At 35.7% G+C, this 23,299-nt stretch carries 24 protein-coding genes; 9 read left to right on the forward strand and 15 right to left on the reverse strand.

Annotated elements, in window-relative coordinates:
- Nucleotides 1–352: 352 nt before the first annotated feature.
- The 5 genes from hutG to hutP form a co-directional block, all read right to left on the reverse strand.
- Complete coding sequence (gene hutG / locus AAIE21_RS00775; protein WP_343265036.1) at nt 353–1,321, reverse strand: formimidoylglutamase; 969 nt, start codon at nt 1,319–1,321, stop codon at nt 353–355.
- On the reverse strand, nt 1,300–2,571 hold the full coding sequence (gene hutI / locus AAIE21_RS00780) for an imidazolonepropionase (RefSeq protein WP_343265037.1): 1,272 nt from the start codon (nt 2,569–2,571) through the stop codon (nt 1,300–1,302). The genes hutG and hutI overlap by 22 nt, the downstream gene beginning before the upstream one ends.
- A gap of 13 nt (nt 2,572–2,584) precedes the next feature.
- Nucleotides 2,585–4,243 carry a urocanate hydratase gene (gene hutU / locus AAIE21_RS00785; RefSeq protein WP_343265038.1) on the reverse strand — a complete coding sequence of 553 codons (1,659 nt, stop codon included), beginning with the start codon at nt 4,241–4,243 and terminating at the stop codon, nt 2,585–2,587.
- 107 nt (nt 4,244–4,350) lie between these two features.
- The gene (gene hutH, locus AAIE21_RS00790; RefSeq protein WP_343265039.1) at nt 4,351–5,868 is read right to left on the reverse strand and encodes a histidine ammonia-lyase; all 1,518 of its coding nucleotides are present in this window, start codon (nt 5,866–5,868) and stop codon (nt 4,351–4,353) included.
- Nucleotides 5,869–5,971: 103 nt separating this feature from the next.
- Nucleotides 5,972–6,412, reverse strand: coding sequence for a hut operon transcriptional regulator HutP (gene hutP / locus AAIE21_RS00795; RefSeq protein ID WP_343265040.1), 441 nt, complete (start codon nt 6,410–6,412; stop codon nt 5,972–5,974).
- A 199-nt stretch (nt 6,413–6,611) separates the two neighbouring features.
- Between hutP and AAIE21_RS00800 the strand changes: the two genes are divergently transcribed.
- A complete protein-coding gene (locus AAIE21_RS00800) occupies nt 6,612–7,562 on the forward strand; it encodes a class I SAM-dependent methyltransferase (protein ID WP_343265041.1) in 951 nt (316 codons plus the stop codon).
- A 125-nt stretch (nt 7,563–7,687) separates the two neighbouring features.
- Nucleotides 7,688–8,245 (forward strand): class I SAM-dependent methyltransferase, encoded by a 558-nt coding sequence (locus tag AAIE21_RS00805; protein WP_343265042.1) that lies wholly within the window; start codon nt 7,688–7,690, stop codon nt 8,243–8,245.
- A 621-nt stretch (nt 8,246–8,866) separates the two neighbouring features.
- Here the strand turns inward: AAIE21_RS00805 and AAIE21_RS00810 are convergent.
- The gene (locus tag AAIE21_RS00810; RefSeq protein ID WP_481858644.1) at nt 8,867–9,067 is read right to left on the reverse strand and encodes a hypothetical protein; all 201 of its coding nucleotides are present in this window, start codon (nt 9,065–9,067) and stop codon (nt 8,867–8,869) included.
- A 68-nt stretch (nt 9,068–9,135) separates the two neighbouring features.
- Nucleotides 9,136–9,741, reverse strand: coding sequence for an AAA family ATPase (locus AAIE21_RS00815; RefSeq protein WP_343265043.1), 606 nt, complete (start codon nt 9,739–9,741; stop codon nt 9,136–9,138).
- Nucleotides 9,742–10,001: 260 nt separating this feature from the next.
- Here AAIE21_RS00815 and AAIE21_RS00820 point away from each other — a divergent pair, with 260 nt between their 5' ends.
- Both AAIE21_RS00820 and AAIE21_RS00825 read left to right on the forward strand, forming a co-directional pair.
- Nucleotides 10,002–10,298, forward strand: coding sequence for a hypothetical protein (locus AAIE21_RS00820; protein WP_343265044.1), 297 nt, complete (start codon nt 10,002–10,004; stop codon nt 10,296–10,298).
- A gap of 104 nt (nt 10,299–10,402) precedes the next feature.
- On the forward strand, nt 10,403–10,834 hold the full coding sequence (locus tag AAIE21_RS00825) for a DUF2621 domain-containing protein (RefSeq protein WP_343265045.1): 432 nt from the start codon (nt 10,403–10,405) through the stop codon (nt 10,832–10,834).
- A 26-nt stretch (nt 10,835–10,860) separates the two neighbouring features.
- On the opposite strand, the gene AAIE21_RS00830 is transcribed toward AAIE21_RS00825, so the two are convergent.
- Both AAIE21_RS00830 and AAIE21_RS00835 read right to left on the reverse strand, forming a co-directional pair.
- On the reverse strand, nt 10,861–11,367 hold the full coding sequence (locus AAIE21_RS00830; protein WP_174103178.1) for a CcdC family protein: 507 nt from the start codon (nt 11,365–11,367) through the stop codon (nt 10,861–10,863).
- Between the two features lie 88 nt (nt 11,368–11,455).
- Nucleotides 11,456–12,163: a cytochrome c biogenesis CcdA family protein gene (locus AAIE21_RS00835; RefSeq protein ID WP_343265046.1), complete on the reverse strand. Its 708-nt coding sequence runs from the start codon at nt 12,161–12,163 to the stop codon at nt 11,456–11,458.
- Between the two features lie 610 nt (nt 12,164–12,773).
- On the opposite strand from AAIE21_RS00835, the gene AAIE21_RS00840 reads away from it, so the two are divergent.
- Both AAIE21_RS00840 and AAIE21_RS00845 read left to right on the forward strand, forming a co-directional pair.
- Nucleotides 12,774–13,682 (forward strand): EamA family transporter, encoded by a 909-nt coding sequence (locus AAIE21_RS00840; RefSeq protein ID WP_343265047.1) that lies wholly within the window; start codon nt 12,774–12,776, stop codon nt 13,680–13,682.
- 284 nt (nt 13,683–13,966) lie between these two features.
- Entirely contained in the window at nt 13,967–15,112 is a 1,146-nt protein-coding gene (locus tag AAIE21_RS00845; RefSeq protein WP_343265048.1) for a M20 peptidase aminoacylase family protein, read from the forward strand.
- Nucleotides 15,113–15,160: 48 nt separating this feature from the next.
- Here AAIE21_RS00845 and AAIE21_RS00850 read toward each other — a convergent pair whose 3' ends face one another.
- The 3 genes from AAIE21_RS00850 to AAIE21_RS00860 all read right to left on the reverse strand — a co-directional run bounded on the left by AAIE21_RS00850 (nt 15,161) and on the right by AAIE21_RS00860 (nt 17,678).
- Entirely contained in the window at nt 15,161–16,105 is a 945-nt protein-coding gene (locus tag AAIE21_RS00850; protein ID WP_343265049.1) for an ABC transporter permease, read from the reverse strand.
- On the reverse strand, nt 16,098–17,009 hold the full coding sequence (locus tag AAIE21_RS00855) for an ABC transporter ATP-binding protein (protein WP_343265050.1): 912 nt from the start codon (nt 17,007–17,009) through the stop codon (nt 16,098–16,100). The genes AAIE21_RS00850 and AAIE21_RS00855 overlap by 8 nt, the downstream gene beginning before the upstream one ends.
- A 93-nt stretch (nt 17,010–17,102) precedes the next feature.
- Nucleotides 17,103–17,678, reverse strand: coding sequence for an ABC transporter permease (locus AAIE21_RS00860; RefSeq protein ID WP_343265051.1), 576 nt, complete (start codon nt 17,676–17,678; stop codon nt 17,103–17,105).
- Nucleotides 17,679–17,876: 198 nt separating this feature from the next.
- On the opposite strand from AAIE21_RS00860, the gene AAIE21_RS00865 reads away from it, so the two are divergent.
- Entirely contained in the window at nt 17,877–18,488 is a 612-nt protein-coding gene (locus tag AAIE21_RS00865; RefSeq protein WP_343265052.1) for a hypothetical protein, read from the forward strand.
- 21 nt (nt 18,489–18,509) lie between these two features.
- Here AAIE21_RS00865 and alsR read toward each other — a convergent pair whose 3' ends face one another.
- The gene (gene alsR, locus AAIE21_RS00870; protein ID WP_343265053.1) at nt 18,510–19,412 is read right to left on the reverse strand and encodes an acetoin biosynthesis transcriptional regulator AlsR; all 903 of its coding nucleotides are present in this window, start codon (nt 19,410–19,412) and stop codon (nt 18,510–18,512) included.
- A 145-nt stretch (nt 19,413–19,557) separates the two neighbouring features.
- Between alsR and AAIE21_RS00875 the strand changes: the two genes are divergently transcribed.
- Nucleotides 19,558–19,923 carry a CidA/LrgA family holin-like protein gene (locus tag AAIE21_RS00875; protein ID WP_343265054.1) on the forward strand — a complete coding sequence of 122 codons (366 nt, stop codon included), beginning with the start codon at nt 19,558–19,560 and terminating at the stop codon, nt 19,921–19,923.
- Nucleotides 19,920–20,597 (forward strand): LrgB family protein, encoded by a 678-nt coding sequence (locus AAIE21_RS00880; RefSeq protein WP_343265055.1) that lies wholly within the window; start codon nt 19,920–19,922, stop codon nt 20,595–20,597. Before AAIE21_RS00875 ends, AAIE21_RS00880 begins: the two co-directional genes overlap by 4 nt.
- Nucleotides 20,598–20,829: 232 nt before the next feature.
- On the opposite strand, the gene AAIE21_RS00885 is transcribed toward AAIE21_RS00880, so the two are convergent.
- Both AAIE21_RS00885 and AAIE21_RS00890 read right to left on the reverse strand, forming a co-directional pair.
- Nucleotides 20,830–22,470 carry a M20/M25/M40 family metallo-hydrolase gene (locus tag AAIE21_RS00885; RefSeq protein WP_343265056.1) on the reverse strand — a complete coding sequence of 547 codons (1,641 nt, stop codon included), beginning with the start codon at nt 22,468–22,470 and terminating at the stop codon, nt 20,830–20,832.
- Between the two features lie 79 nt (nt 22,471–22,549).
- Nucleotides 22,550–23,296 (reverse strand): IclR family transcriptional regulator, encoded by a 747-nt coding sequence (locus tag AAIE21_RS00890; RefSeq protein WP_343265057.1) that lies wholly within the window; start codon nt 23,294–23,296, stop codon nt 22,550–22,552.
- Between the last annotated feature and the right edge of the window lie 3 nt (nt 23,297–23,299).

Below are 23,299 nucleotides of genomic sequence, written 5' to 3' on the forward strand. Positions count from 1 at the left end.
ATGCTTTTATCACGAAAAAATAAGTTTCAATTCATGACAAACACGATTCTGTTCACTCCACAATTCTTTCAACATAAATCCTTATATAATTATAAAAGAGCACTAGTGATTCATGTTCTTTGTCTACTTGCATTATGAAATATGAAGTAAACAATTCACTTTCTTTTGGACACAACTAAAACACCTCATACCTCGCTAATTTTAAAACTTGTAGAACAAAAAACACATCACTTTATAAAAATGATGTGTTTTTTATATAATGCGCAACATGAAAGACGAGACATCACTTTTAAAATCCCTCATGTACATTCACTTATCTTTCATGCTACTAAGTATAAGAGAATCCCTTCGCTTATATACTAACTTGCTTACTAATCGTTTCCCTCGCTAGCAGAAAACTCATAATAACCTGAGCAGCTACACGACTCGTCATATCACGAAAATCTAGCGTTGGATCGATTTCTACAATGTCCATGCCTTGAACAAGTGGTTCTTGACCAAGTACCGTAATCGCATCAAGTAATGTTGTACTATCCATACCACCTGGACCAATTGCTGGACATCCTGGCGCAAATGCCTGATCTAACACGTCCATATCGACAGAAACATAAATAGCTGTAACTCCTTGTCTACGTAAGATTTCAATACTTTCTGTAATCACATCTCTAATCGCTCTCTCACGAACATTTTTCATTGTATATACCGTCACACCATGCTCTTTTGCATATTCATGGTATGTACGAGCATTTGAGAAGTTACGAATACCAATTTGAACAAGCTGCTTCCCTGTAATTACATCATTTTCTAGCAAACTTCGAAATGGCGTTCCATTGGATGGTCCCCCATCTTCTAAGTTACGCAAATCATGATGCGCATCAAATTGGATAATACCAACCTTGCCTTTACTACTTGCAAACCCACTTATACTAGGAAAACTAATGGAATGATCTCCGCCAAGAACAATCGATACCATTTGTGGATTCACTTTCGTCAAATGACTAAGCGTCTTTGCGATGCGAGCATGACTTTCTTTTATGTCTGTCACATGCATGGTAATATCACCACAATCGTACAACACACTTTCTTTCATATCATGCTCTTCTGTAATTGCATATGTGCTATATGCATCTAGCATTGTACGAATGGTTTTCGGTGCAAAACATGCACCTGAATGACTAATAGAAGGTTTAGAGAGCGGTGCACCAATTAAAGCCGCTCCAAAAATTTCTTCCCCATCCCAAACTTTAATCATATCGCTCCATTTCGTTACTTCACGATCTATAAACTTTGCATTTTTCTTTAGATAGTGGCCTTGCTCCACGCTTTGTCACCTCTTGTATATGCAAGATTCCCATTCTTCCATACTGTATTTACATGACTCACACCGTAATGATATGGTACATACGCATAATTATATGCATCCCATAAAACTAGGTCAGCCTTACGCCCAACACGAATTTTCCCAGCAACATCACCGCGATTAATCGCATATGCTGAGTTAACTGTTACAGCATTCCAAACTTCTTCTGGTGTCATTTTCAGTTTCAACATTGCAATGCTCATAATAAGCTGAATGTTTTCAGTCGGACAGCTACCTGGGTTAAAATCTGTCGCTAACGCAACTGCTACACCTTCGTCAATCATTTTGCGCCCACGTGCAAAACTTTCTTTATTTAAATAAAAAGTTGTTCCCGGAAGTAACGTTGCAACTGTATTTGAATTTGCAAGCATTTCAATTCCTTTATCTGATGCTCCAACTAAATGATCTGCTGATGCTGCACCAATTTCTGCTGCTGCTTCCGCACCACCAAGTGGATCAATTTCATCCGCATGAATTTTCACGTCAAACCCAAGTTCTTTCGCCTTTAATAAGAACCCTTTCGATTCTTCTACAGAGAATACCCCTGTTTCACAGAAGATATCAACGAACTCAGCTAATTGTTTTTCTTTCATCTCTGGTAATAAATCTAGCATCCATTGTAAAAACTCTTTTGATTTTCCTTTATACTCTTTTGGAACCGCATGTGCCCCTAGGAATGTTGAAACTAGATCAATTGGATGCTCTTTTTGAAGCTGCGCCGTAGCTTCTAATTGCTTCCACTCTGTTTCATCATCTAATCCGTAGCCGCTTTTCGCCTCAACTGTTGTAACTCCAAACGATAACATACGATCTAAATGAAATTTCGCCTTCTGCACAAGCTCTTCTTTCGACGCTTGCTTCGTTGCATTTACAGTCGAAAGAATACCACCGCCCTTTTCTAAAATTTCTAAGTACGGTACTCCCTGTAATTTAAGAGCAATTTCATTCTCACGAGACCCGCCGAATACAAGGTGTGTATGAGGATCAACAAGCCCTGGAGAAACCATCTTCCCTTCGCAATCGATGATTTCTTTTGCTTGTAATCCTTTTGCCTCTTCCGCTGTTCCAGCAAAAGTAATAATACCGTCTTCAATACCGACTGCACCATTTTCGATAACAGGAAGCGTGTTCATCGCTTCCCGTCTTAACAAGCCATCTTCTTGATCCATTGTTAGCAATTGACCGATATTCGTTAGTAAAATGTCCAGCATGTTTTCTTCCTCCTTATTTCATCATTGGAATGTTAACGCCTTTTTCTTTCGCTGTTTCAACAGCTAAGTCATACCCTGCATCAACGTGACGAACAACGCCCATTCCAGGATCAGAAGTTAATACACGTTCAATACGTTTTCCTGCTGCTTCCGTTCCGTCTGCAACAATAACCATTCCAGCGTGAAGTGAATATCCCATGCCAACTCCACCACCGTGGTGAACAGATACCCAGCTTGCGCCGTTAACACTGTTAATTAATGCATTTAAAATCGGCCAATCTGCCACTGCATCACTACCATCTTTCATCGATTCTGTTTCACGGTTCGGTGAAGCTACAGATCCACAATCTAAATGGTCACGGCCGATAACGATTGGTGCTGATAATTCACCGCTTGCAACCATTTCATTGATAATACGCCCGAATTTTGCACGTTCTCCGTAACCAAGCCAACAAATACGTGATGGAAGACCTTGGAACTCAACTTGCTGACGCGCCATACGAATCCAGTTACATAAATGCTCGTTATCCGCAAACTCGCGTAAAATTACTTCGTCTGTTTTATAAATATCTTCTGGGTCACCAGAAAGTGCTACCCAGCGGAATGGTCCTTTGCCTTCACAGAATAATGGACGGATAAACGCTGGAACGAATCCTGGGAAATCAAATGCATTTTTTAATCCTTCATCGAAAGCAACTTGGCGAATATTATTACCATAATCAAATGTAATTGCACCTTTTTGCTGCATTGCAAGCATTGCTTCTACATGTTTTTTCATGCTTTCTTTTGATAATTGTACATAGCGTTCTGGGTCTTCTTCACGAAGTTTTGCCGCTTCTTCTAATGAATAGCCTACTGGAACATATCCATTTAACGGATCATGCGCAGACGTTTGATCTGTCACTAAGTCTGGTGTAATATCACGCTTCACAAGCTCTGGTAAAATTTGTGCAGCATTTCCTAATAATCCAATTGAAATTGGCTCTTTTTTCTCTTTATATTCTTTCGCAACAGATAGCGCCTCTTCTAAAGATTCCGTGTACATATCACAATACCTTTTTTCAATACGGCGATCGATACTGCGTTTATCTACATCAATCGCAATGACTACCCCACCGTTCATCGTAACAGCAAGAGGTTGTGCACCACCCATACCACCTAAACCAGCTGTAAGTGTTAGTGTCCCTTTTAATGAACCATCAAAATGTTGGCGTGCCGCTTCTCCAAACGTTTCGTATGTTCCTTGTAAAATCCCTTGTGTACCAATATAAATCCAGCTACCAGCTGTCATTTGCCCATACATCATAAGACCCTTTTTCTCAAGTTCACGGAAGTGATCCCAATTTGCCCACTTTGGTACTAAGTTTGAATTTGCTAGAAGTACGCGCGGTGCATCTTCATGTGATTTAAAAATGGCAACTGGTTTACCAGATTGAACAAGCAATGTTTCATCACTCTCTAATGTTTTTAACGAATCAACAATTGCATGATAGCTATCCCAGTTACGAGCTGCACGACCAATGCCGCCATATACAACTAATTCTTCTGGTTTCTCAGCTACTTCTGGGTCTAAATTATTCATTAGCATGCGAAGTGCCGCTTCTTGAACCCAGCCTTTTGTTTGTAATTCTGTTCCTCTTGGCGCACGAATTGTTTGTTTTACGTTTTCCATTTTAATCTCTCCCTTTTCCCTTTTATTCCGCTATTTGCGGGCAGTAAGAACACAATTGGCAAAGGCTGACCATCAATAAGAGATACCCCACTGATGGAAAGTCCACTTTATAATGCTGCATTTACATCCATTCGTTCCTTCGTAAAGCGACTTGTTTTTAACCAATGTGCAATATTTTCAATATCCGTTGAGAAAATACGGTCATTTGTAATTGACGGTACTTGCTGACGTCCTTGGTGATAAAAGGCTTTCGTCGCTGTACTCATCTCTTGGGTACCACGGTATTCCGCCGCTTGCATTGCACAAATCATTTCAATTGCAAGAACGCGTCTTACGTTTTGAATAATTTGATGGGCATGACGTGAAGCGATTGTTCCCATACTTACATGATCTTCTTGGTTAGCTGATGATGGAATTGAGTCAACACTCGCTGGATGAGCTAGCGTTTTATTTTCTGAAACAAGTGAAGCTGCTGCGTATTGCATAATCATTGCACCAGATTGTAGTCCTGGCTCTGGACTTAAAAATGGTGGTAAATCATTTAACTGCGGGTTCACAAGACGCTCAATACGGCGCTCAGAAATATTCGCAAGTTCCGCCATTCCAACCTTTAAGAAGTCCATTGCAAATGCAATTGGTTGACCGTGGAAGTTCCCACCAGAAATTACTTTTTCTCCCCCATCAAAAATAAGTGGGTTATCTGTTGCTGCATTCATTTCAATTTCTAATTTTTCTTTTACATAATTTAAAACTTGCCAAGAAGCACCGTGCACCTGCGGAATGCAACGAAGTGAGTATGCATCTTGTACACGCAATTCTCCTTGCTTTGTGATAAGCTTACTGTCATGAAGTACATCGCGAATGCGCTTAGCAACTTCCACTTGTTCTTTATAGCCGCGTGCTTTATGCACATTTTCATCAAATGCATCGATAATGCCGCGCAATCCTTCAATTGTCATGGAAGCAATTAATTCTGATTGATAAGCAATCGCTTCAGCTTCTATATAAGAAAGGATTCCTTGCGCTGTCATCGCTTGCGTACCATTGATTAATGCAAGCCCTTCTTTCGCCTCTAATTCAATTGGCTCTAACCCTTCTTCTGTCAGAGCTACCATTGCATGAACGCGTTTCCCCTTATAGAACACTTCCCCTTCTCCTAATAGAACAAGAGCAAGATGAGATAATGGGGCTAAATCACCGCTCGCACCTAATGAACCTTGCTGCGGGATAACCGGATGAATTTTACGATTTACAAACTCTAACAACCTATTTACAACAAGTGGACGAACACCAGATACACCTTTTAACATCGTATTAGCGCGTAAAATCAACATTCCTCGCGATACTTCTTCAGGGAATGGATCACCAATTCCACATGCATGTGATTGAATTAAGTTATGTTGAAGTGCCTTTACATCCTCTTTCTGAATGAGTACATCACTAAACTTTCCAAACCCAGTTGTAATACCATAAACAACTTTTCCATCTTCTACAATTTTTTCTACAACTTCACGGCACTCAGCCACTTTTTGCATGCTATTTGGACAAGCAGTTACCCCTTCTCCTTCAAACAACAATCGTTTCATCTCTTCTACTGTTAATGAATGTCCTGTTAACGTAATCATCATTTTTCCTCCTTAAAAAGAGCAAAAGGGGACCTTACCTTTTCAAGACAGACTTCTGTCCTAAAAAGCAAGGCCCCCTTCTAACTAATAGACTATGGGCAAATCATATGTGATTAATTCCTAAACCAATCGCCTCATGCTCAGATCCTTTTACAGGCGCACCTATCGTTCCATAAAGTGCAACAGCAACCCATTCGCCTTCTTTTTTTCCGTCGTATGGTGTACCGCGCACGATTGCAAACCGAAGACCTACTGTACGAAGAACGTCTGCTAACTGAATTTGTCCTCTCGTCACTCCGTACAACGCTTCCATGATTGCATGATACAGTGCATGCGTTTCTCTGTAAACGTCTGTTTCAATAACTTGGTTGCTCTTAGCCGCTGTTTCCATTGCTGCGACAACCTTTTGCGAATTCATAGAACCAACTTTTCCAGTACAATATTTCCAACCTTTTGATATGGATAATACAGGACTTTCATTCTCGTCCGCAAGCGCCAACAACATGGCCATACGACCAATTCGATGTGTTCCTTGAAGAAGCATGTGACTCTCTCATTTCTTGTGAATTATTTGAATATTACTTAATTTAAGAATATATGAAAATGATTAAATCGTCAATGCTTTACGCTAATTATTTAAGTGAATTTTTTAAATAATCTGTTGCCGTTGTGTACACAATCTATTTACAGAAAATTTTTAAACATGCTATAGTCTCACTAACAGCTGTAAGGGGGACCAAAAATTGGTTAAGAGAAAAGATATTCACTTTCGAATTGACGAAAGGTTACTAGAAAGATTTGAAGCAGCACTTCATTATGAAGGTCTAAATAAAACAGATGTTTTAACACATGCTATTCAGCAATTTTGTGTAAAGGTGGAATCAGAAAAGATGAATGATGTAAAAAGACAATACGCTGTTAGTAACCATCTGCAAACACGGATCGATACTCATAAAAAACATGAGGAACAACGAGTAGACTTAGATGAAGTCGTAATAGGTCATCTACAATTACAAGGAACAGAAAAGATATTAGAAGTTGGATGCGCTAACGGAAAATTCCTTGCACTGCTACAAAAAAACGGTCATAAGGGACATCTCACTGGTCTAGATCAATCTACAACTATGCTGCGAGAAGCTGCTATGAATGGAGCGCAGCAACATGTAAATATTGAATGGAAACTTGGAGACGCTACCAAACTTCCTTTTCCAACTGATTCTTATGATTGGATTATCGCAAGACATATGCTGTATCACATGGCGGATGTTGAAAAAACAATTCAAGGATTTCATAAAGTAATTTTTCCTGGAGGCAGGTTCCTAGCCACAACAAATTCCAAAATCTCGTTACCTCGTATGGATGAGATGTGTAACAAAATGTTAGTCGCATTCGATTTACCCGAAAAATCACTATCAGCTTCTTCATTTTGTTTAGAAAACGGAAAACAATTATTACGATCTATTTTTGAAAATGTGGAGGAAACGGTTATCCATAATGCACTCCTATTTCATTATGCTACGCCTATTGTTAACTATATCTCTAGTATGTTTCCATCTTTAAACATACCTGATGACGTTTACCTTCATTCAGAAATGAAAGAATGGCTGACCATTGAAATAGAAAATGAATTATCTCTTCATGGCGGAATATGGCGTGATCCAAAAACACTTGCTGTTTATAGGTGTACAAAATGAATTTGAATCTATTTTATAACAAATTCTTTAAATTTATCTTAGATTGATGTTGATATGGCGATACCTAAGAAGAAAATTACGAATTACAAATATAACAATAAACAAAACTATACGAGGTGGAACTGTTGGCTATAAAACAAAACGGAATTAAGCTGGTAATTGGTGCAGGAGAATATAATAATAATCCTGGCTGGTTACATACAAATGAAGAAGAATTGAATCTATTAAAAAGAGAAGATTGGATAAAAAGGTTTAATCCTAATTCTTTAACGGTAATTTTAGCGGAGCATGTATGGGAACATTTATCATATGAAGAAGGCATAGAAGCGGCGAAAGTATGTTATGAATTTTTAAAGCATGGTGGTTATATTCGATGTGCCGTTCCTGATGCATTTTTCCCAGATGAAGAATACCAAGAGGGTGTACAAGTTGGGGGGCCTGGGCCTAAAGACCATCCTGCTGCTAGTCATAAAATAGTTCATAATTATGAAACTTTAAGGAAAATGTTTGAAACTGTTGGATTCGAAGTGAAATTACTTGAATATTGTGATGAAGAGGGGCATTTTCATTATAATGAATGGGACGGAGCTGATGGGGTTATTTTTCGTTCAAAGAAATATGATCCACGAAATCAAGGGGATAAGCTTGTTTTTCCATCCTTAATTATAGATGCAATAAAGTGAAACTTTAATCAGTGGGAGTTTTCTTCATCCCCCACTGATTATTAGCCCTCACCAATCGGGCTTTTACGGGCAGTTAATCCCCACCTATCTTCCTCGTTTCTCTCTGAATCTTGAGGTGGGGTCTTACTGCCCGTTAATGCAGGATAAAGTCTTAGTTCTTAAGCTAAACATGTTTTTTCTTGCAGAAAATCTTTAAAGTCGATTTCCAATAGGAGCTCGACTTTTTTAGTATTATAACTCAATAGTCTTGATACCTCTTCCACACTATAAAAATACATGTGGTTTCTTAACATGAATTTATAAATCACATGAAGGTTACATACAAGCACCCAAAATATTAAAATTATATAAATTTTTCATTCTGAGGACATTAGAAAGAAATAGCTTGATGGTCATACGGAGAACCGGAAGAACTAAAACCTTATCCTATTTGGCGGTATCCAAATGAAAAGTGGTTTGATGCACAATATCAATATACTCATGGAAAACACGGAGCACTTCGTGAAAAAACAACTGCGAACTTATTTGCATTGATACAACAAGCCTATTCATCCTCTCCTATATAAAGAGCAAAGAAATATTTTATGAAATCCTATATATAAATTCAAATAATAATACATGCTATGATTCTGACAAAATCTTAAGAAGACTACTCCCTGCCCAAAGGAAATATGCCAGTTGAGTTAAGATATACATAGTAAATTCAAAAGCAGAAAGCTTTCTCTCTCGTTTCACTTTTTTCAGATGTCTATAATAAAAAAATGAACATAATACTAGGAGTAATATAGAGGCATCATGTACGTTTTCTAATACCTTAACCATAATGATTATCCATCTCCTTGCATTGATTTACTAGAATACTATTAGAATCGTCGGTTTAATATGACCTTTTATTTTATATTAAAACTCTTGTTTAAGAGCATTTTCTTCTCATGTAACCATTTCATGAAATACACCTCTGTTTCCCCTACTGTCGCTTCATCAGTATTCACATATGTAAATGGAAATTGTTTATACCATTGTCTTTCCACTTCTACCAATTCTAACTGCTCTTCAAACGTGCTGCGTCTTCTCGTTTTATCATTCTCCTTCCTCTCCTGCAATATCCTTTTAGAAACTTCTAAATAAAAAATTGCATCCGAACGACACTTTCTTAATCTATACAATTCTTTTTTTAGTTCGTTTTCAATATCCCAATCCATTCCTATCAATTTTGGAAAATGTAACGTATAAAATTCAATATCTTCTGGACCACGATCAAATATTACAATTCTCCCTCTTGCATTCTGAAATTCATTTATTTTTGCTTCAATAAACATTTTTTGATTTGTAATAAATCCCTCTTTTGTGTAAATATCCAAATTTAATCTTTTTCTTTTTTCTACAATTTCATAAGGATTTTCATATATCACCTGAAAATCTCTTTGCTCTAATCTCCTTGCTAACGTTGTTTTCCCACTTGCCATTGGTCCTTGAAGTGAAATTATATACGTCATTTCTCCTATCCTTTTTCACTAAAATAAACCTCTTTTTTACAATAAACGGAATTTTATAAACTATCAACAAAATACTTCCTACCTTGTTTCCTATTTCTATCTAGCTTATAATAAAAAATAGAGACGATTATGGACGCCTTTTATGTAAGCTTGGATTTCCAAGCTTACATTATTTTTTGCTTTCCCTTTCATTAAAAGCAGGGTATACTATAATAGAACATATGTTCTTAATAATTACATATAGTAAGGAGATAGAACAAATGGTATACGATACAAAAGTAATTTCTTGGAACGAATCTTTAAAACAGCTACAACGTCGCTACACAAATCAAGCAGTAGATCGAAAACAATTTGAAGATGTTGAACTCATGGAGTTCTTCCGCAATAACGACTACATTTCTCTTCCTACACATATTAGCGGCCTATCAACAAAACGTTTTACTTCTTACTCGATTTTCACAACTGAAGATAAAGATCGTAAAGTTGGTACACTTATCATTGAATATTTAGAAGATGATAATGATATATTACGTGTCGAACAACTATACTTCGTTTAATTCATAACGCTTGGTCAAAATGACCAAGCGTTCTTGCTTTCTATCAACCCCACTGCTTATAATACTAGTAAAAGGAAAACTGCTATCGCAAAGGGGGTATATACTTGCTCGAAGGATGGTTTAGTTGGTTTATTGTGACTTGGACGGTTATTTTACTAGGCCTTATGTCTATTGGTGGATATTTTATGTTCCGAAAATTCTTGAAACGTCTACCAAAAGAAGACGGCATGTCTATTTTAGATTGGGAACAACACTATATTGATCAAACACGGCATTTATGGGATGACAAGCAAAAACAATTATTAGAGGAACTTGTAAGTCCAGTCCCTGAACTTTTCCGCGATGTCGCAAGATCTAAAATTGCTGGTAAAATCGGAGAGCTGGCGTTAAAAGAAAAAGCCCCAAAGATAACTGAAGATTTAATTATTAAGGGATATATTGTAGCAACTCCTAAACGAGATCATAAATTTCTTATTAAAAAATTACAGGAAAAGCAAATTGACTATTCTCGTTATCAATCACTGCTAGCCAAATAAAAAACCTCAAGGAGTCTTGAGGTTTTTTACGTTAACTTCATATCTTTCTCATTATAAAATCCATCTTCTTTTTCCATTTCCTTTTGCAATTTCGTAAATGAGCGATACATTGCGATTCTCCAAGATATAATCATTGCAAAAGCAAGTAAGAAGAACATACCACTTAGCTGTCCTAAATCAAGTGATTGACTCAAATATGTTTTAAACACAATACGTACAACGAGTAAACCAATTAAAATAAACACAAATGCTTTGGAGCGTTTTAAATAAATATCTTGTCCACGCACTTCAAATTTAGATGTTTTAATCAGAAAAATTGAGAAAAACAAACCGACACCAATTGCTTCTAGCATTTCTGCTGGTGTTAGGCGAAATTCCGGAAAAATGTACATCAGTGCTCCCGTACTCATAAAAAACGGCGGGAGAATGATTTTTTTCAATGTTGCAGGTTTCTTTGCTGCTTTTAAACGAATAAACATCGCACCTACAGCCATACAAACAGCAATAATACTTGATAAAAGAACTAAGTTCATACTTTCTCATCCTTTTTTGGGCAATATGAAAATATAGTTTCATTATATGCTTTTCTGTTAGTATTTCCAACATTTTCACGGAATAATACTAAAAACCGGTGAAACCACCAAATAAGCTTGAGAAATACGCAATAATTTTCGTCATCCAATTAAAGTATAAGAAAATACCCATAATAATCATGATATATCCGCCTACTTTTACAAACGTCCCACTACGCCTTTTAATCCAAGACATTTTCGTAATAAAAAATGAAAGTATAAAAAACGGTATTGCAAATCCAAGTATGTAAGCAATCATATATAGCATTGCTGATTCTGGATTCGTAGTAGCAAGTCCAATTACAGCTACTAAAATCGGCCCTGTACAAGGTGTCCAGCCAGCAGCAAATGCCAAACCAATTAAAACAGATCCAATGTAGCCACTAGGACGATTTTTAAACGTAAATTTTCGATCTTGCATTAAAAACTTGGGCTTAAATACCCCCACAATTACAAGTCCGAATACAATGATAAATATTGCGCCTAACTGTCTAATTAAGTCTTTATAATCTTGGAAAAATGATCCAATAAAACTTGTACCAAAACCAATTGCGATGAAGACAATTGAAAATCCAAGTAAGAAAAACGCCGTATGTATCATACTTCTTTTACGAAGCATTGCATTTTCTTCTTTTAACTCAGAAACCGACATTCCCGTTATGTAAGATAAAAACGCTGGATAAAGCGGTAAGCAACAAGGGGAAATAAATGATAAGAATCCCGCACCAAATGCTAAAAAAATATTAATATCTTGCATCGTTTCACTCCTCTCTTCTACAATATTGTAGCAAAAATGAAAGAAAATACTATGTACAATTCATGAATTCACTATTTACAACATTTTAATAAGAAAAAATAGCTGCACACTGCTATCCAAATACAAATTAAAAAACCGAAATAAAACCCTTCTTTTCAGGTGAGAGAGAGCATCCCACCATGCATAGAAGCAGCCACCTTTTGTTATCCATAGCTGCGGCTTATATGTCGAAAAATCAAAATGGATTCCTATATTTCTCCTGAAGCGTTTTCATTTTTCTTCTATTATAAATATATTCTGTTATTCATTAACATATCAAAGCTTCTGCCAAACAACAAATTATTTGTATACAACACCTCTCTATACTATACATTTCCTGTAAAAAAATATTTTTTTAAAATGATAACTTTATACAACTCGCTCCTTATCTGACAATGCTTCTATTATTATAAATTTCAAGATTATGCATAAATATCATACTTTTATTATTATTCTATAAAATGTCACACTTTTCTTTCATTTGACCCTTCATTTTTAATTTTGTATACTTCCATCTAGTTATATATGTCCGTTTTGGAACAATTTAATATATAGGATGGGAGGAATTTTCATGCTTCGTTATTCTCTTTTAGTTTTATTAGGAGCATGTAGCTATGGAATTTTAGCTATCTTTGTTAAGCTTGCATACGCAGAAGGTTTTTCACTTGGAGAAGTAATTGGTAGTCAATATTTGTTCGGTTGGTTTATTTTACTTGGAATTACACTCCTATTTTCTAGACATCGTGTTCCACTTAAACAAATGCTTATTTTATTTGTCGCTGGAACATCAGCTAGTTTTACTGGTATCTTTTATTATGCTTCACTGAAAACTGTACCGGCATCTATTGCCATTATACTCTTATTCCAATTCGTTTGGGTTGGTATTATCATTGAAGCGGTAGCAACAAAAACATTACCATCAAGAGAAAAAGTCATTTCTGTTATCTTTTTACTTGCTGGTACATTCTTATCGAGCGGATTATTAGAAAAATCAGCAGGCGATTTTGATACAACTGGAATCATATTAGGTTTACTATCTGCTGTTACATTTGCAACCTACATTTTTGTCAGTGGTAAAGTTGCTGTTGAAGTACCATCATTACCACGAGGCGTTCTTTTAATGGCTGGCGCTTTAACTTTAGTAATGATTGTATTCCCACCAACATTTATTTTTAATGGGGCGATTTCACAAGGACTTTGGAAATATGGTTTAGGACTAGGAACGTTTAGTATCGTTATTCCATCCATCGCCTTTACAATCGGAATTCCAAAAATTGGTTCCGGCTTAGCCACTATTCTCGGTGCAGCTGAACTGCCTGTTACAACAATTATGTCTGTATTTGTTTTAAAAGAAGCCGTACTTTCTTCTCAATGGCTTGGCGTGGCGCTTATTTTGATTGGAATTGCAATTCCACAAATTTCATATACAATGCACGGACGTTATCGAAAACATCATACACACAAGAAAGTTGCTGCATAAAGGAAAAGAGGCTTCTCATATGAGAAACCTCTTTTTTTAGTATTCCCTATTATTTTTTAGCTCGATTCGCAATTTCTAAAGCACGGTCTGTTTCTTTAGCTGCTTGATCTAATTTATCCTTTCTATAAAATACGAAAATTTGTAAAGTTTATTCAGAAGATATTTTTTCTTACAGATTCATTAAAAAGTACTAAATTCCTATATAATTACTAATAAATATATTTTTTATTTTCATATACTTAAAATAGAAATTAAAGTTTATCTTGAGAAAGAAGGAAAAATAGATGACATCCATCACAAATCAATTCATAGAAAAACTAATCTCCATCCGTCGTCACTTACACCAATATCCAGAACTATCTTACGAAGAATTCGAAACAACAAAAACGATACGTAACTGGTTAAACGAAGCTAACATCACAATTATTGGTTCTGATTTAAAAACTGGCGTAATTGCTGAGATTTCTGGTAACAAAAATGGACCCACTGTTGCGCTTCGTGCCGATATTGACGCTCTTCCTATACACGAAGAAACGAATTTATCTTATGCTTCTAAAAATCCCGGTAAAATGCATGCATGTGGTCATGATTTTCACACAGCAGCTATTCTCGGTGCTGCCTACTTATTAAAAGAAAAAGAAGCTATGTTAAACGGAACTGTTAGATTCATATTCCAAGCTGCTGAAGAAAGCGGGGACGGAGCATGCAAAGTAATAGAAGCTGGCCATCTACAAAATGTCCAAGCGATCTTTGGTATGCACAATAAGCCTGATTTACCAGTTGGGACAATCGGTATTAAAGACGGTTCACTAATGGCCGGAGTCGACCGTTTTGAAATCGAAATTAAAGGGATTGGAACACATGCAGCTGTTCCTGACGCTGGTGTTGATCCGATTGTTGCTTCTTCTCAAATTGTTATGGCACTACAAACGATTGTAAGTCGAAATATTAGTTCTTTTCATAACGCTGTCATAAGTGTAACGAATATCCATTCAGGAAATACATGGAACGTTATTCCTGAAAAAGCAACTTTAGAAGGAACTGTTCGTACATTTCAGGCAGAAACACGTACAAAAATCCCAGAATTGATGGAGCGTGTTATTAAAGGAGTCGCTGATGCACTTGGTGTCCAAGCTAAACTTCATTGGTATCCAGGTCCTCCTGCTGTTTATAATGATGTAACACTTACAGAATTATCTACTCATATCGCTCAAGCAATGGGCCTTCACATTATTTCACCAAAACCTTCTATGGCAGGAGAAGATTTTTCGTTTTATCAACAAGAAATACCTGGTTCGTTCGTCTTTATGGGGACAAATGGTACGCAAGAATGGCACCACCCTTCCTTTACCTTAAACGAAGAGGCATTGCCTATTAGCGCACAATATTTTGCTTTGTTAGCTGAGGAAGCTATTAACAAATTAAAATAAAGAAAAGCCGTTAAGATCATTCTTCTTGACGGCTTTTTCATCTTATCATTAAGTTAAATCGCGTTTTAAAAATACAGTATAGGAAATACCTAAAAATACAAGTAAATACACCAGAAGCATACAAGAAGCAAATGTGAATGTTACACCTTGAATGAAACTACCACTATTTAAGATTCCATATAAATCTGTATTAGCTGGTAATAAAAATTTCATCCATTCGTACCTAGACGCTGGTATTAAAATAATTCCCCCAGATAACGCCACGAATAAGGAAATACCAATTGCTCCTCCGCTTGATCTCGTTAAAACAGAAATCATAAAAGCAAATGCTGCGTACACAAGAGTTGGCAACCATTCTAATATATAATATTTACTCACATCAACAAATATATTTTGCTGAACGATATTACCATTTTGTACGATAAATTCTACCCATGCAGGCTGTTGAAATTTATAAATAATAAACCCACATAAAAGTGAGAAAACCATATTAAATATAAACAATAATGCAGAGAAAATAACAATTGCAATATATTTTGCTGTTAAAATTTTAAATCGATTTGCCGGACGAATCATTAAAAATTTATAAGTCCCCCAATTGTACTCGTTCGCAAAAATTGTACTTGCATATACGAGAATAAATGGTAATAAAATTGGAAACACAATTAAACCTGTATCTCTCATAAAAGTTAGAGGTGAATCGCCTGCTGGTGGAGTATTTGTATCTAAATGCTTCATTTTCAACTGATACTCTTTAACAAGTTCATCTCCCGATTTTTGATTGATAATATCTTGTTTTGTACTCCCAAGTTTTTTTTCAATTTCTGCCGTTCTTTCTTTATATTCTACTTTCCAATCTCCCGATGAAGATGGAAAATATTTAACTGACACCCATCCTAAACCGATAACTAGAATTGTAATAATGGCAAACGGAATAATGGTTCGCTTCCGCTTAAAGATTTTATACAACTCATTATAAACTAAATTAAACAATATCTTTTCCCCCTGTTAATTCTAAAAACTTCTCTTCCAATGTCTTTCTTTCTTCATATACACGATAAATACGAATGCCTTGTTCTGTTAATGTATGAATCACATTTGGAATTTCTTCATTTTTCACAGTCATAATTAATTCATTCTCTTGAATCGTGACATCATATTTTAAAAGTTCAGCTGCTTGTTTCACATCATTAACACGTATATGTATCGTCTCCATCTCAAGGCTTTCATCTCGCTGAATATTTTGCGTTGCTACATATTCTCCGTGCTGAATAATAATAACTCGGTCACACATTAATTCAACTTCAGATAGTAAGTGACTAGATACAAGAACCGCTTTCCCTTGCTCATGAGCAATTTTCTTTATATACATCCGCATTTCATGAATCCCATTTGGATCCAGTCCATTTGTTGGCTCATCTAAAATGAGTACATCTGGATTATGTACGAGTGCTTGCGCAATTCCTAATCGTTGTCTCATACCAAGTGAATATGCCTTTACTTTGCGATCAATAACCTGTCCCATACCTAATAGTTGGACTACTTCGTCAATGCGTTCTTCTGTAACATTACCATTCATACGTCCAAAATATGTTAAGTTTTCATAACCACTTAAAAAAGGGTAGAATTCTGGATTTTCAATTACAGCACCAATTTTGGCTGCTGTACTTTCAAACTCTTTTTTTACAGATTGACCATCTATCCATACTTCCCCTTCAGTCATGCTAATCATACCAACCATCATTCGCATTAATGTTGTTTTCCCAGCACCATTTGGTCCTAATAAACCAACAACTTCACCTTTTTTCACTTCAAAGCTTATATTTTCTACTAATGTCTTTGAGCCAATTCGCTTTGTTAATTGTTCTACTCTCACTATCGATTGTTCATTTACCATTCTATACAACCTTTCTCACCAACACTTTTTTCAGTTCCTTACACTGTATCATGATTATTTTCTGCTGTAAAACGAAGAAAAAGACATGATACCTCATGCCTTTTTCTCGATTTTATATAATTGTTCACATTGAAATTTCTTAATAAACTTATAACATTGCCATATTGATAATAAAATTATTATACTAACTAGCATCGTTGTTACCGATAATGCGTATAACGTAATAGGTACGCTATTTATTCCATGAACTCCTGTTAACTTTATAAAAATCACTGTAAATAACTTTAAAAATAACATCCCATGAATGAAACCAAAAAGAACTGCTCCCCCACAAATCAACAGCTGCTCCTGACAGAACAAACAGAAAATTTTTCTTTTTTTCATACCAATAGTTTCATACAATAGTAATTCTTGTTTCCTGTTTTTCAAGAATCTTTTTGTCATCTGGTATGTAACAGCAGTGCATACGAAAAACAACAGTATCCCCCCATAATATAGCGGAGCTAACAGAAACGGTGTATGTTGCATCTTTTCTATTACTGCTTCATTAGATCGAACAGATATAATGAAGAAACATAACATTGTACTCATTGCAATCCATATAAATTGATTTAATCTTTGGGCAGCATAGTTGTGTATATTTTTCCTTGCTAACCGAAATAAAGACATAATTGATTCCCCTACCTTATTTTATAACGTCCGACATTCTATACTACTAGTGTATAAAAATATGACTTTTTTAACATCGAACTACAATCGGAATCTTTACTAGGTCTTAAGTCGTAGGAAAATGACTTTATGTCTACGGTTATATTGAAACAGGAAAATTCCTATAAAAAACAAATATATTAATATGGGGGGAATCAAATGAAAAAAGTATTACTTCTCAGCATCATTTTATCGATTACTTTTCTTAGTAGTTGTGGTGTCCAACAAAAGATAGACTCATCCACAACTGTAAAACCATATCAATTATCAGAAAAGGAAACTGCTCTTTTACAATTATTACCCTTACAACAAGAACATGTTTCCTTTTATGAAGTTACCATTCCTCATGAACAAGCTGAAATATTTACAACTATTGAATATTACCAAAATGGTGAAAAAATAAAAGATATAGCTAGGCTTTCTTCTTCGGACTTTAAAGATGAAAAAATAAAATTAGCCGTTGGTCAGCAAATATTTCAACATACGAATAACGAAACTTGGCAATGGTTCATAGGTATTGATGGTGGTTCAATGACTGCTTCTGAAGATGGATTACCTAATATTAATGGATCTGCATTTGAAGAAATTAGCAATACTCAAAACATAAAATATAACAAAAGAACAGTTCTTGCTGCTTGGATAAAAACAAATAAAAACCATATATCCGCACTCTCTATAGAAGATGAAGAATCACGCCAACGATTGCTCCGAGAAAATGAACATGTCTACTTAGTCAGTATTGAAATAAAAAGAGGAGATGCATCACAATAGCATCTCCTCTTTTTTGTCATTTTACTTATCATTTTCCACTTCTATTCGCTTCTTCTCTCTTGCAATTTTTAAAAACTCTAACAGCTCAGGATTACTATTTGTTTTCCGATATGCAACTGACATCTCTGCTACAAAATTAGAATCATATATAGCTTTATATACAACTTCTGTTTTATATAATTTATTAGCAGAAACTGGAATCACTGTTATTCCAATTCCCGCTGCTACAAGCCCCATAACAGTTTGATACTCTGTTGCCTCCTGTACAATATGCGGACTGAATCCCGCGTTCCTACATAATGATAAAATTGTATCGTATAACGCAGGCCAAACCGGTCTAGTTATAAACACAAATGGCTCATCTTGCAAATCTTCAATATGAATTTCTTCTTTTTCTGCTAGTGGATGCGCTTTTGGTAAACATAGTGTACACGAAAGCTTTTGAATTGGTTCTAATTCTAGCAATTGCGTATTAATCGGCGGACGTAAGAATCCTACATCAATTCGATTATCATGAAGCGCATGAACTTGATCTGGTGTTGATAATTCATGTAATGCAACAGATACTCTCGGAAACTTCTTTCGATATTCCCTAACAATAGACGGTAAAATATCGTATATAGCTGCCCCTACAAACCCAATTGAAAGCGAACCAACTTCTCCCCTTTGTGCGCTCTGCGCAACTTCTACTGCCTTCTCAATTTGATCAAATGCTTTTTTTACTTCTTTTAAGAACATTTCTCCTGCTTCTGTCAGCTCAACTTTCCGCTTCGTTCTTGAAAATAACATAACTCCCATTTCTTTTTCTAATTGCTGAATTTGTTGACTAAGTGGTGGTTGTGTCATTTGTAAACGAGCAGCTGCTCGTCCAAAATGTAGCTCTTCTGCCACCACAACAAAATATTGCAAATGCCGTAATTCCATTTCAGATCCCCTTTTCGATTAATATGTATAATAAATTAATAACATATAATTTATATATTAGACAAATGTTTCGAAAGGACGTATAGTAGAAATTGTTAATTCTTTTTACAATTTTTATGAAAAAAAGAGAAAGAGGTGTTACTGTATGAAATGGTGGAAATTAAGCGGTCAAATCTTACTATTATTCTGTTTCGCTTGGACAGGTGAATGGATCGCAAAACAGGCACACCTCCCAGTTCCAGGAAGTATTATCGGGATTTTTTTATTGTTAATTTCATTAAAATTTAACTTGGTGAAGAAAGAATGGATTCAAGATGGAGCAGACTTTTTATTAAAAGAACTTATTTTATTTTTTATTCCTTCTGCCGTCGCTGTTATCCGCTACAAAGATACATTATCACAATATGGTATCGATCTCATTTTAATTATCATGATTAGTACTCTTTGCGTAACACTAGTAACTGGGATTTTAACAGAACTGCTATTAAAGCGGAAAGGATCAGCGCAATGATTGGCTTTTTTTGTTTACTATTAACACTATTAACATATTGGATTTCTAAGAAACTATATCAACGCTGGAATTGGAGTGTACTTTCCCCTCTTCTCGTTTGTCCAATTGTTTTAATCACCTTATTACTTGGACTAGATACATCTTATGAAACATACGATTCTGGTGGTCACTGGCTAACTGAACTATTAAAGCCAGCAACGGTAGCTTTTGCTTGGCCGATCTACAAATACTTTGATTTATTAAAAAAACATGCCAGTGCCATTTTAATTAACGTAATTGTAGGTTCCTTTTTATCTGTTACTACTTCAGCTTTACTAGCAAATGCCTTTCAAATTGATTCATCGCTAGAACATAGCTTGGCGCCACACATCGTAACAACACCAATTGCAATGGCAATCTCAGAAATGATTGGTGGCATGTCTCAATTAACAGCTGTATTTGTTGTATTAACAGCATTAACAGGAGCACTCTTAGGCCCTTCTCTTATTCGCATATGCCGTATTAAAACAGCCATCGCAAAAGGTATTATGTTAGGTACTAGCGCAAATGGAACTGGTACTTCAAAAGCGTTTGAAATCGGACCAGTTGAAGGTACAATTGCAAGTTTAGCCATGCTTTTAACAGCTGGCGCAAGTTTAGTCATTGTGCCACTTTTCTTATCCTGGTTACATTAAACAACACTATACTCTACGTACAGTAACACTCCCACCTCAACATTCAGCGAAAGTAAAACAATTAGGTACGAGATGAACTGCCTGTAAAAGTCCGATCGGTGAGGACTTTGGATAGAACCAAATCATTACAAGAAAAGGATAGGAACTGTAGAATCACGTTACAGTTTCTATCCTTTTCTTCATTTTAAGTAAAATTTCGATTTAAATTTCTTTCTCTCTTATACATACCTAACTATGACTGTGTGATTTTATTAGAAATGAGTAATTTTTCAATACATATAGGTAACATATCTAATAGCGTTTCAAATGCGTATTTTACGTCCAGACGTTCCGTCCATTGATGTGCATCTTTTCCTACCGGCCCCATATTTAATACCGGAACATCAAACTCTTCTAATTCCTGGAGTGGAATCGAATAACCTTTATTCCATAATGGCATATTGTCTACAAGTGAACTCATTGAATCAGCTGGGTACTGCAAGCCCACATAGCTTAAATCTGAAATTCCTCCAAAATAATTTTGATTTTCAAATGTAATTCTATGATTATAGTGAGCATATTTTTCCATTTCCACAACTACCTCTTTAATTAAGGGGTTGTGACGTGAGCTCACAGCTGGATAGTACGGCGGAGCAAAGAAAAGTACAATCATCGGTGCCTTTTCTTTACACAAGATAGCTAATTTATCAACTAAATCAATTGTTACCGCACGATCATCTTTATCTTCTCTATTTTTTATAACAATAGATTGAATATCATCTATTGTTTCTTGCCCATGTTGTTCAATTGCATAAGCGATAAGCTCTTCATACGTTAATACATTTACTTTGAGATTAGGTGGTATGAACGGATTATACTTAGAAAAACGATATGCTTGCCTCTCATACGAATCTTCGATTTTCTCTGCTACTTTCGTTACCTTTTCATGTAACAATGAAATTACATCTGTCATCGTTTTTTCTAGTAAAAACAAATTAAATAACGTGACTGCACGATGAGGAATTTGTACAGAATAATCCTCCTTTAAGTCCCTTTGAAACAAGTTAGTTGGTGGAGGGCTCGCTTCACCTTCTACAATATCACAAAGTTCCGTATTCAACTCTAATTCAGCTGTTAATAATGCAGCCATATAATTCGCATTTAATCCTGCAAACGGTTCGCCTACATGTGTCTCTTTTCCATAGCAAAGAAAACCAGGTAACACCTTACCAATGGAACCAGTGTAAATATACTTATTTTGATCACCAGGATGACGCGTAAACATGGGCTCTGAATTTAGGACCGTTTTATATTCTAAGTTATGTTCTTTTGCTAAATCTAATAATCTTGGAACAGCAGCTCTCATCCCTACAGAGTTCACTTCTTCATCTGGAACAGCTAATAAAAGGACATTTCCATCAAACCTTCCTTCGCAAGCTTGCTCAACCATCGCCATTTGCAAAGCTAGACCGCATTTCATATCCATTGTGCCTCTACCAAATAGCCAGTCTCCCTGTTCTATATCTTCACGTACGTGATCTGGTAGTTCATCTTTATGAGAATAAAACATAGATGTTAATTTTTTGGGGTTAAATGCATCTTCTTTCCATACTCCATAATCTTGTACATCTACAACATCAAAGTGACTAACAAGAATTACTGTATTTTTTGTACTATTATTTTTCTTTACTAGGGCCGTAACAAAATATCTTCCATCCCCTGTCGGATTTTTTTGCAAATGATGTGGATTTTGTTTGAAATAGTGTAAGTCAGATAATTGTTCCACAACAAAATCTGGAAATATAACTTCAGCTTCCGAGCCAGTAATACTAGGAATTTCAACAAGATTGCTTAATAATTGCACCAATTGTTCCTTTGATTGCCACTTTGACATATAAATCCCCCTATTTTTCCACATTATGAAATTCATTTCCGATATACGGATAAAAAATGACGACAGGCTATCAAAATTATTATTCTGATGTTCTGCCGATTTTTATTGATATTTCACTAGCTGCTTGTTTTACCTTACTAATAAGAAAAGATAGTCGATCATCATTAATGCGATGACTAATTAACCCAATACTTAATGCCCCTACTACTTTATGATTAAATCCTATAATAGGTGCAGCTATTGAAGCTGTCCCTTCTGTTTTTTCACCATAACTCACAGCATATCCTTCATTTCTTATCTGCTCTAGTTGATCAAAAAGAAATTGCTTTTGTTCTGGTAAAGAAAGAAGTAAATGTTCTACAATGTGTTCCATTTCATTCGTTTTCATATTGGCTAGCATCGTTTTATTTGCGGCGCCAATCGAAAGAGGAATCTGTTCCCCTAAGTTATCGATAACTCGAATTTTTAAAGGGCTATCAATTCTCTCAATAATAATGGAATGTGTTCCATTTGGAATATTCAAGTAAACACTTTCTTCAACTTCAGAAGCTAAACGTTTCATCACTTCTCTTGCAACGGATCTGTAATCTACCTTCTCTAATTGGCGTAACCCTATTTCCATCCACATCGGTCCAGTCGTGTACTGTTTTGTTTCTGAAATTTGTGTAACTAATCCATGCTCCATTAGAGAGTTAAGTAACCTATGTACTGTACTAACTGGGAGATGCGTTCTATCAGCTATATCAGAAATAGCCCAATACTCTTTTTCATTTGTAGAATTCAATAGCTTAATAATACCTATCGCTCGATCAATGGACTGTACCATAAC

Source organism: Paenibacillus sp. 102 (genome assembly GCF_039549175.1).
GTDB lineage: Bacteria > Bacillota > Bacilli > Bacillales > Bacillaceae_G > Bacillus_A.

What these genes read in the sequence shown, in the direction of transcription:
- AAIE21_RS00855 (WP_343265050.1), bottom strand. Translation starts at nt 17,009, where the DNA reads ATGGTAAATGAACAATCGATAGTGAGAGTAGAACAATTAACAAAGCGA.
- hutH (WP_343265039.1), bottom strand. Translation starts at nt 5,868, where the DNA reads ATGATTACGTTAACAGGACATTCATTAACAGTAGAAGAGATGAAACGA.
- AAIE21_RS00860 (WP_343265051.1), bottom strand. Translation starts at nt 17,678, where the DNA reads ATGTCTTTATTTCGGTTAGCAAGGAAAAATATACACAACTATGCTGCC.
- hutI (WP_343265037.1), bottom strand. Translation starts at nt 2,571, where the DNA reads ATGCTGGACATTTTACTAACGAATATCGGTCAATTGCTAACAATGGAT.
- AAIE21_RS00810 (WP_481858644.1), bottom strand. Translation starts at nt 9,067, where the DNA reads ATGGTTAAGGTATTAGAAAACGTACATGATGCCTCTATATTACTCCTA.
- AAIE21_RS00845 (WP_343265048.1), top strand. Translation starts at nt 13,967, where the DNA reads ATGACATCCATCACAAATCAATTCATAGAAAAACTAATCTCCATCCGT.
- hutP (WP_343265040.1), bottom strand. Translation starts at nt 6,412, where the DNA reads ATGCTTCTTCAAGGAACACATCGAATTGGTCGTATGGCCATGTTGTTG.
- AAIE21_RS00830 (WP_174103178.1), bottom strand. Translation starts at nt 11,367, where the DNA reads ATGAACTTAGTTCTTTTATCAAGTATTATTGCTGTTTGTATGGCTGTA.
- alsR (WP_343265053.1), bottom strand. Translation starts at nt 19,412, where the DNA reads ATGGAATTACGGCATTTGCAATATTTTGTTGTGGTGGCAGAAGAGCTA.
- AAIE21_RS00815 (WP_343265043.1), bottom strand. Translation starts at nt 9,741, where the DNA reads ATGACGTATATAATTTCACTTCAAGGACCAATGGCAAGTGGGAAAACA.
- AAIE21_RS00835 (WP_343265046.1), bottom strand. Translation starts at nt 12,163, where the DNA reads ATGCAAGATATTAATATTTTTTTAGCATTTGGTGCGGGATTCTTATCA.
- AAIE21_RS00880 (WP_343265055.1), top strand. Translation starts at nt 19,920, where the DNA reads ATGATTGGCTTTTTTTGTTTACTATTAACACTATTAACATATTGGATT.
- AAIE21_RS00865 (WP_343265052.1), top strand. Translation starts at nt 17,877, where the DNA reads ATGAAAAAAGTATTACTTCTCAGCATCATTTTATCGATTACTTTTCTT.
- AAIE21_RS00875 (WP_343265054.1), top strand. Translation starts at nt 19,558, where the DNA reads ATGAAATGGTGGAAATTAAGCGGTCAAATCTTACTATTATTCTGTTTC.
- AAIE21_RS00890 (WP_343265057.1), bottom strand. Translation starts at nt 23,296, where the DNA reads ATGGTACAGTCCATTGATCGAGCGATAGGTATTATTAAGCTATTGAAT.
- AAIE21_RS00840 (WP_343265047.1), top strand. Translation starts at nt 12,774, where the DNA reads ATGCTTCGTTATTCTCTTTTAGTTTTATTAGGAGCATGTAGCTATGGA.
- AAIE21_RS00885 (WP_343265056.1), bottom strand. Translation starts at nt 22,470, where the DNA reads ATGTCAAAGTGGCAATCAAAGGAACAATTGGTGCAATTATTAAGCAAT.
- hutU (WP_343265038.1), bottom strand. Translation starts at nt 4,243, where the DNA reads ATGGAAAACGTAAAACAAACAATTCGTGCGCCAAGAGGAACAGAATTA.
- AAIE21_RS00820 (WP_343265044.1), top strand. Translation starts at nt 10,002, where the DNA reads ATGGTATACGATACAAAAGTAATTTCTTGGAACGAATCTTTAAAACAG.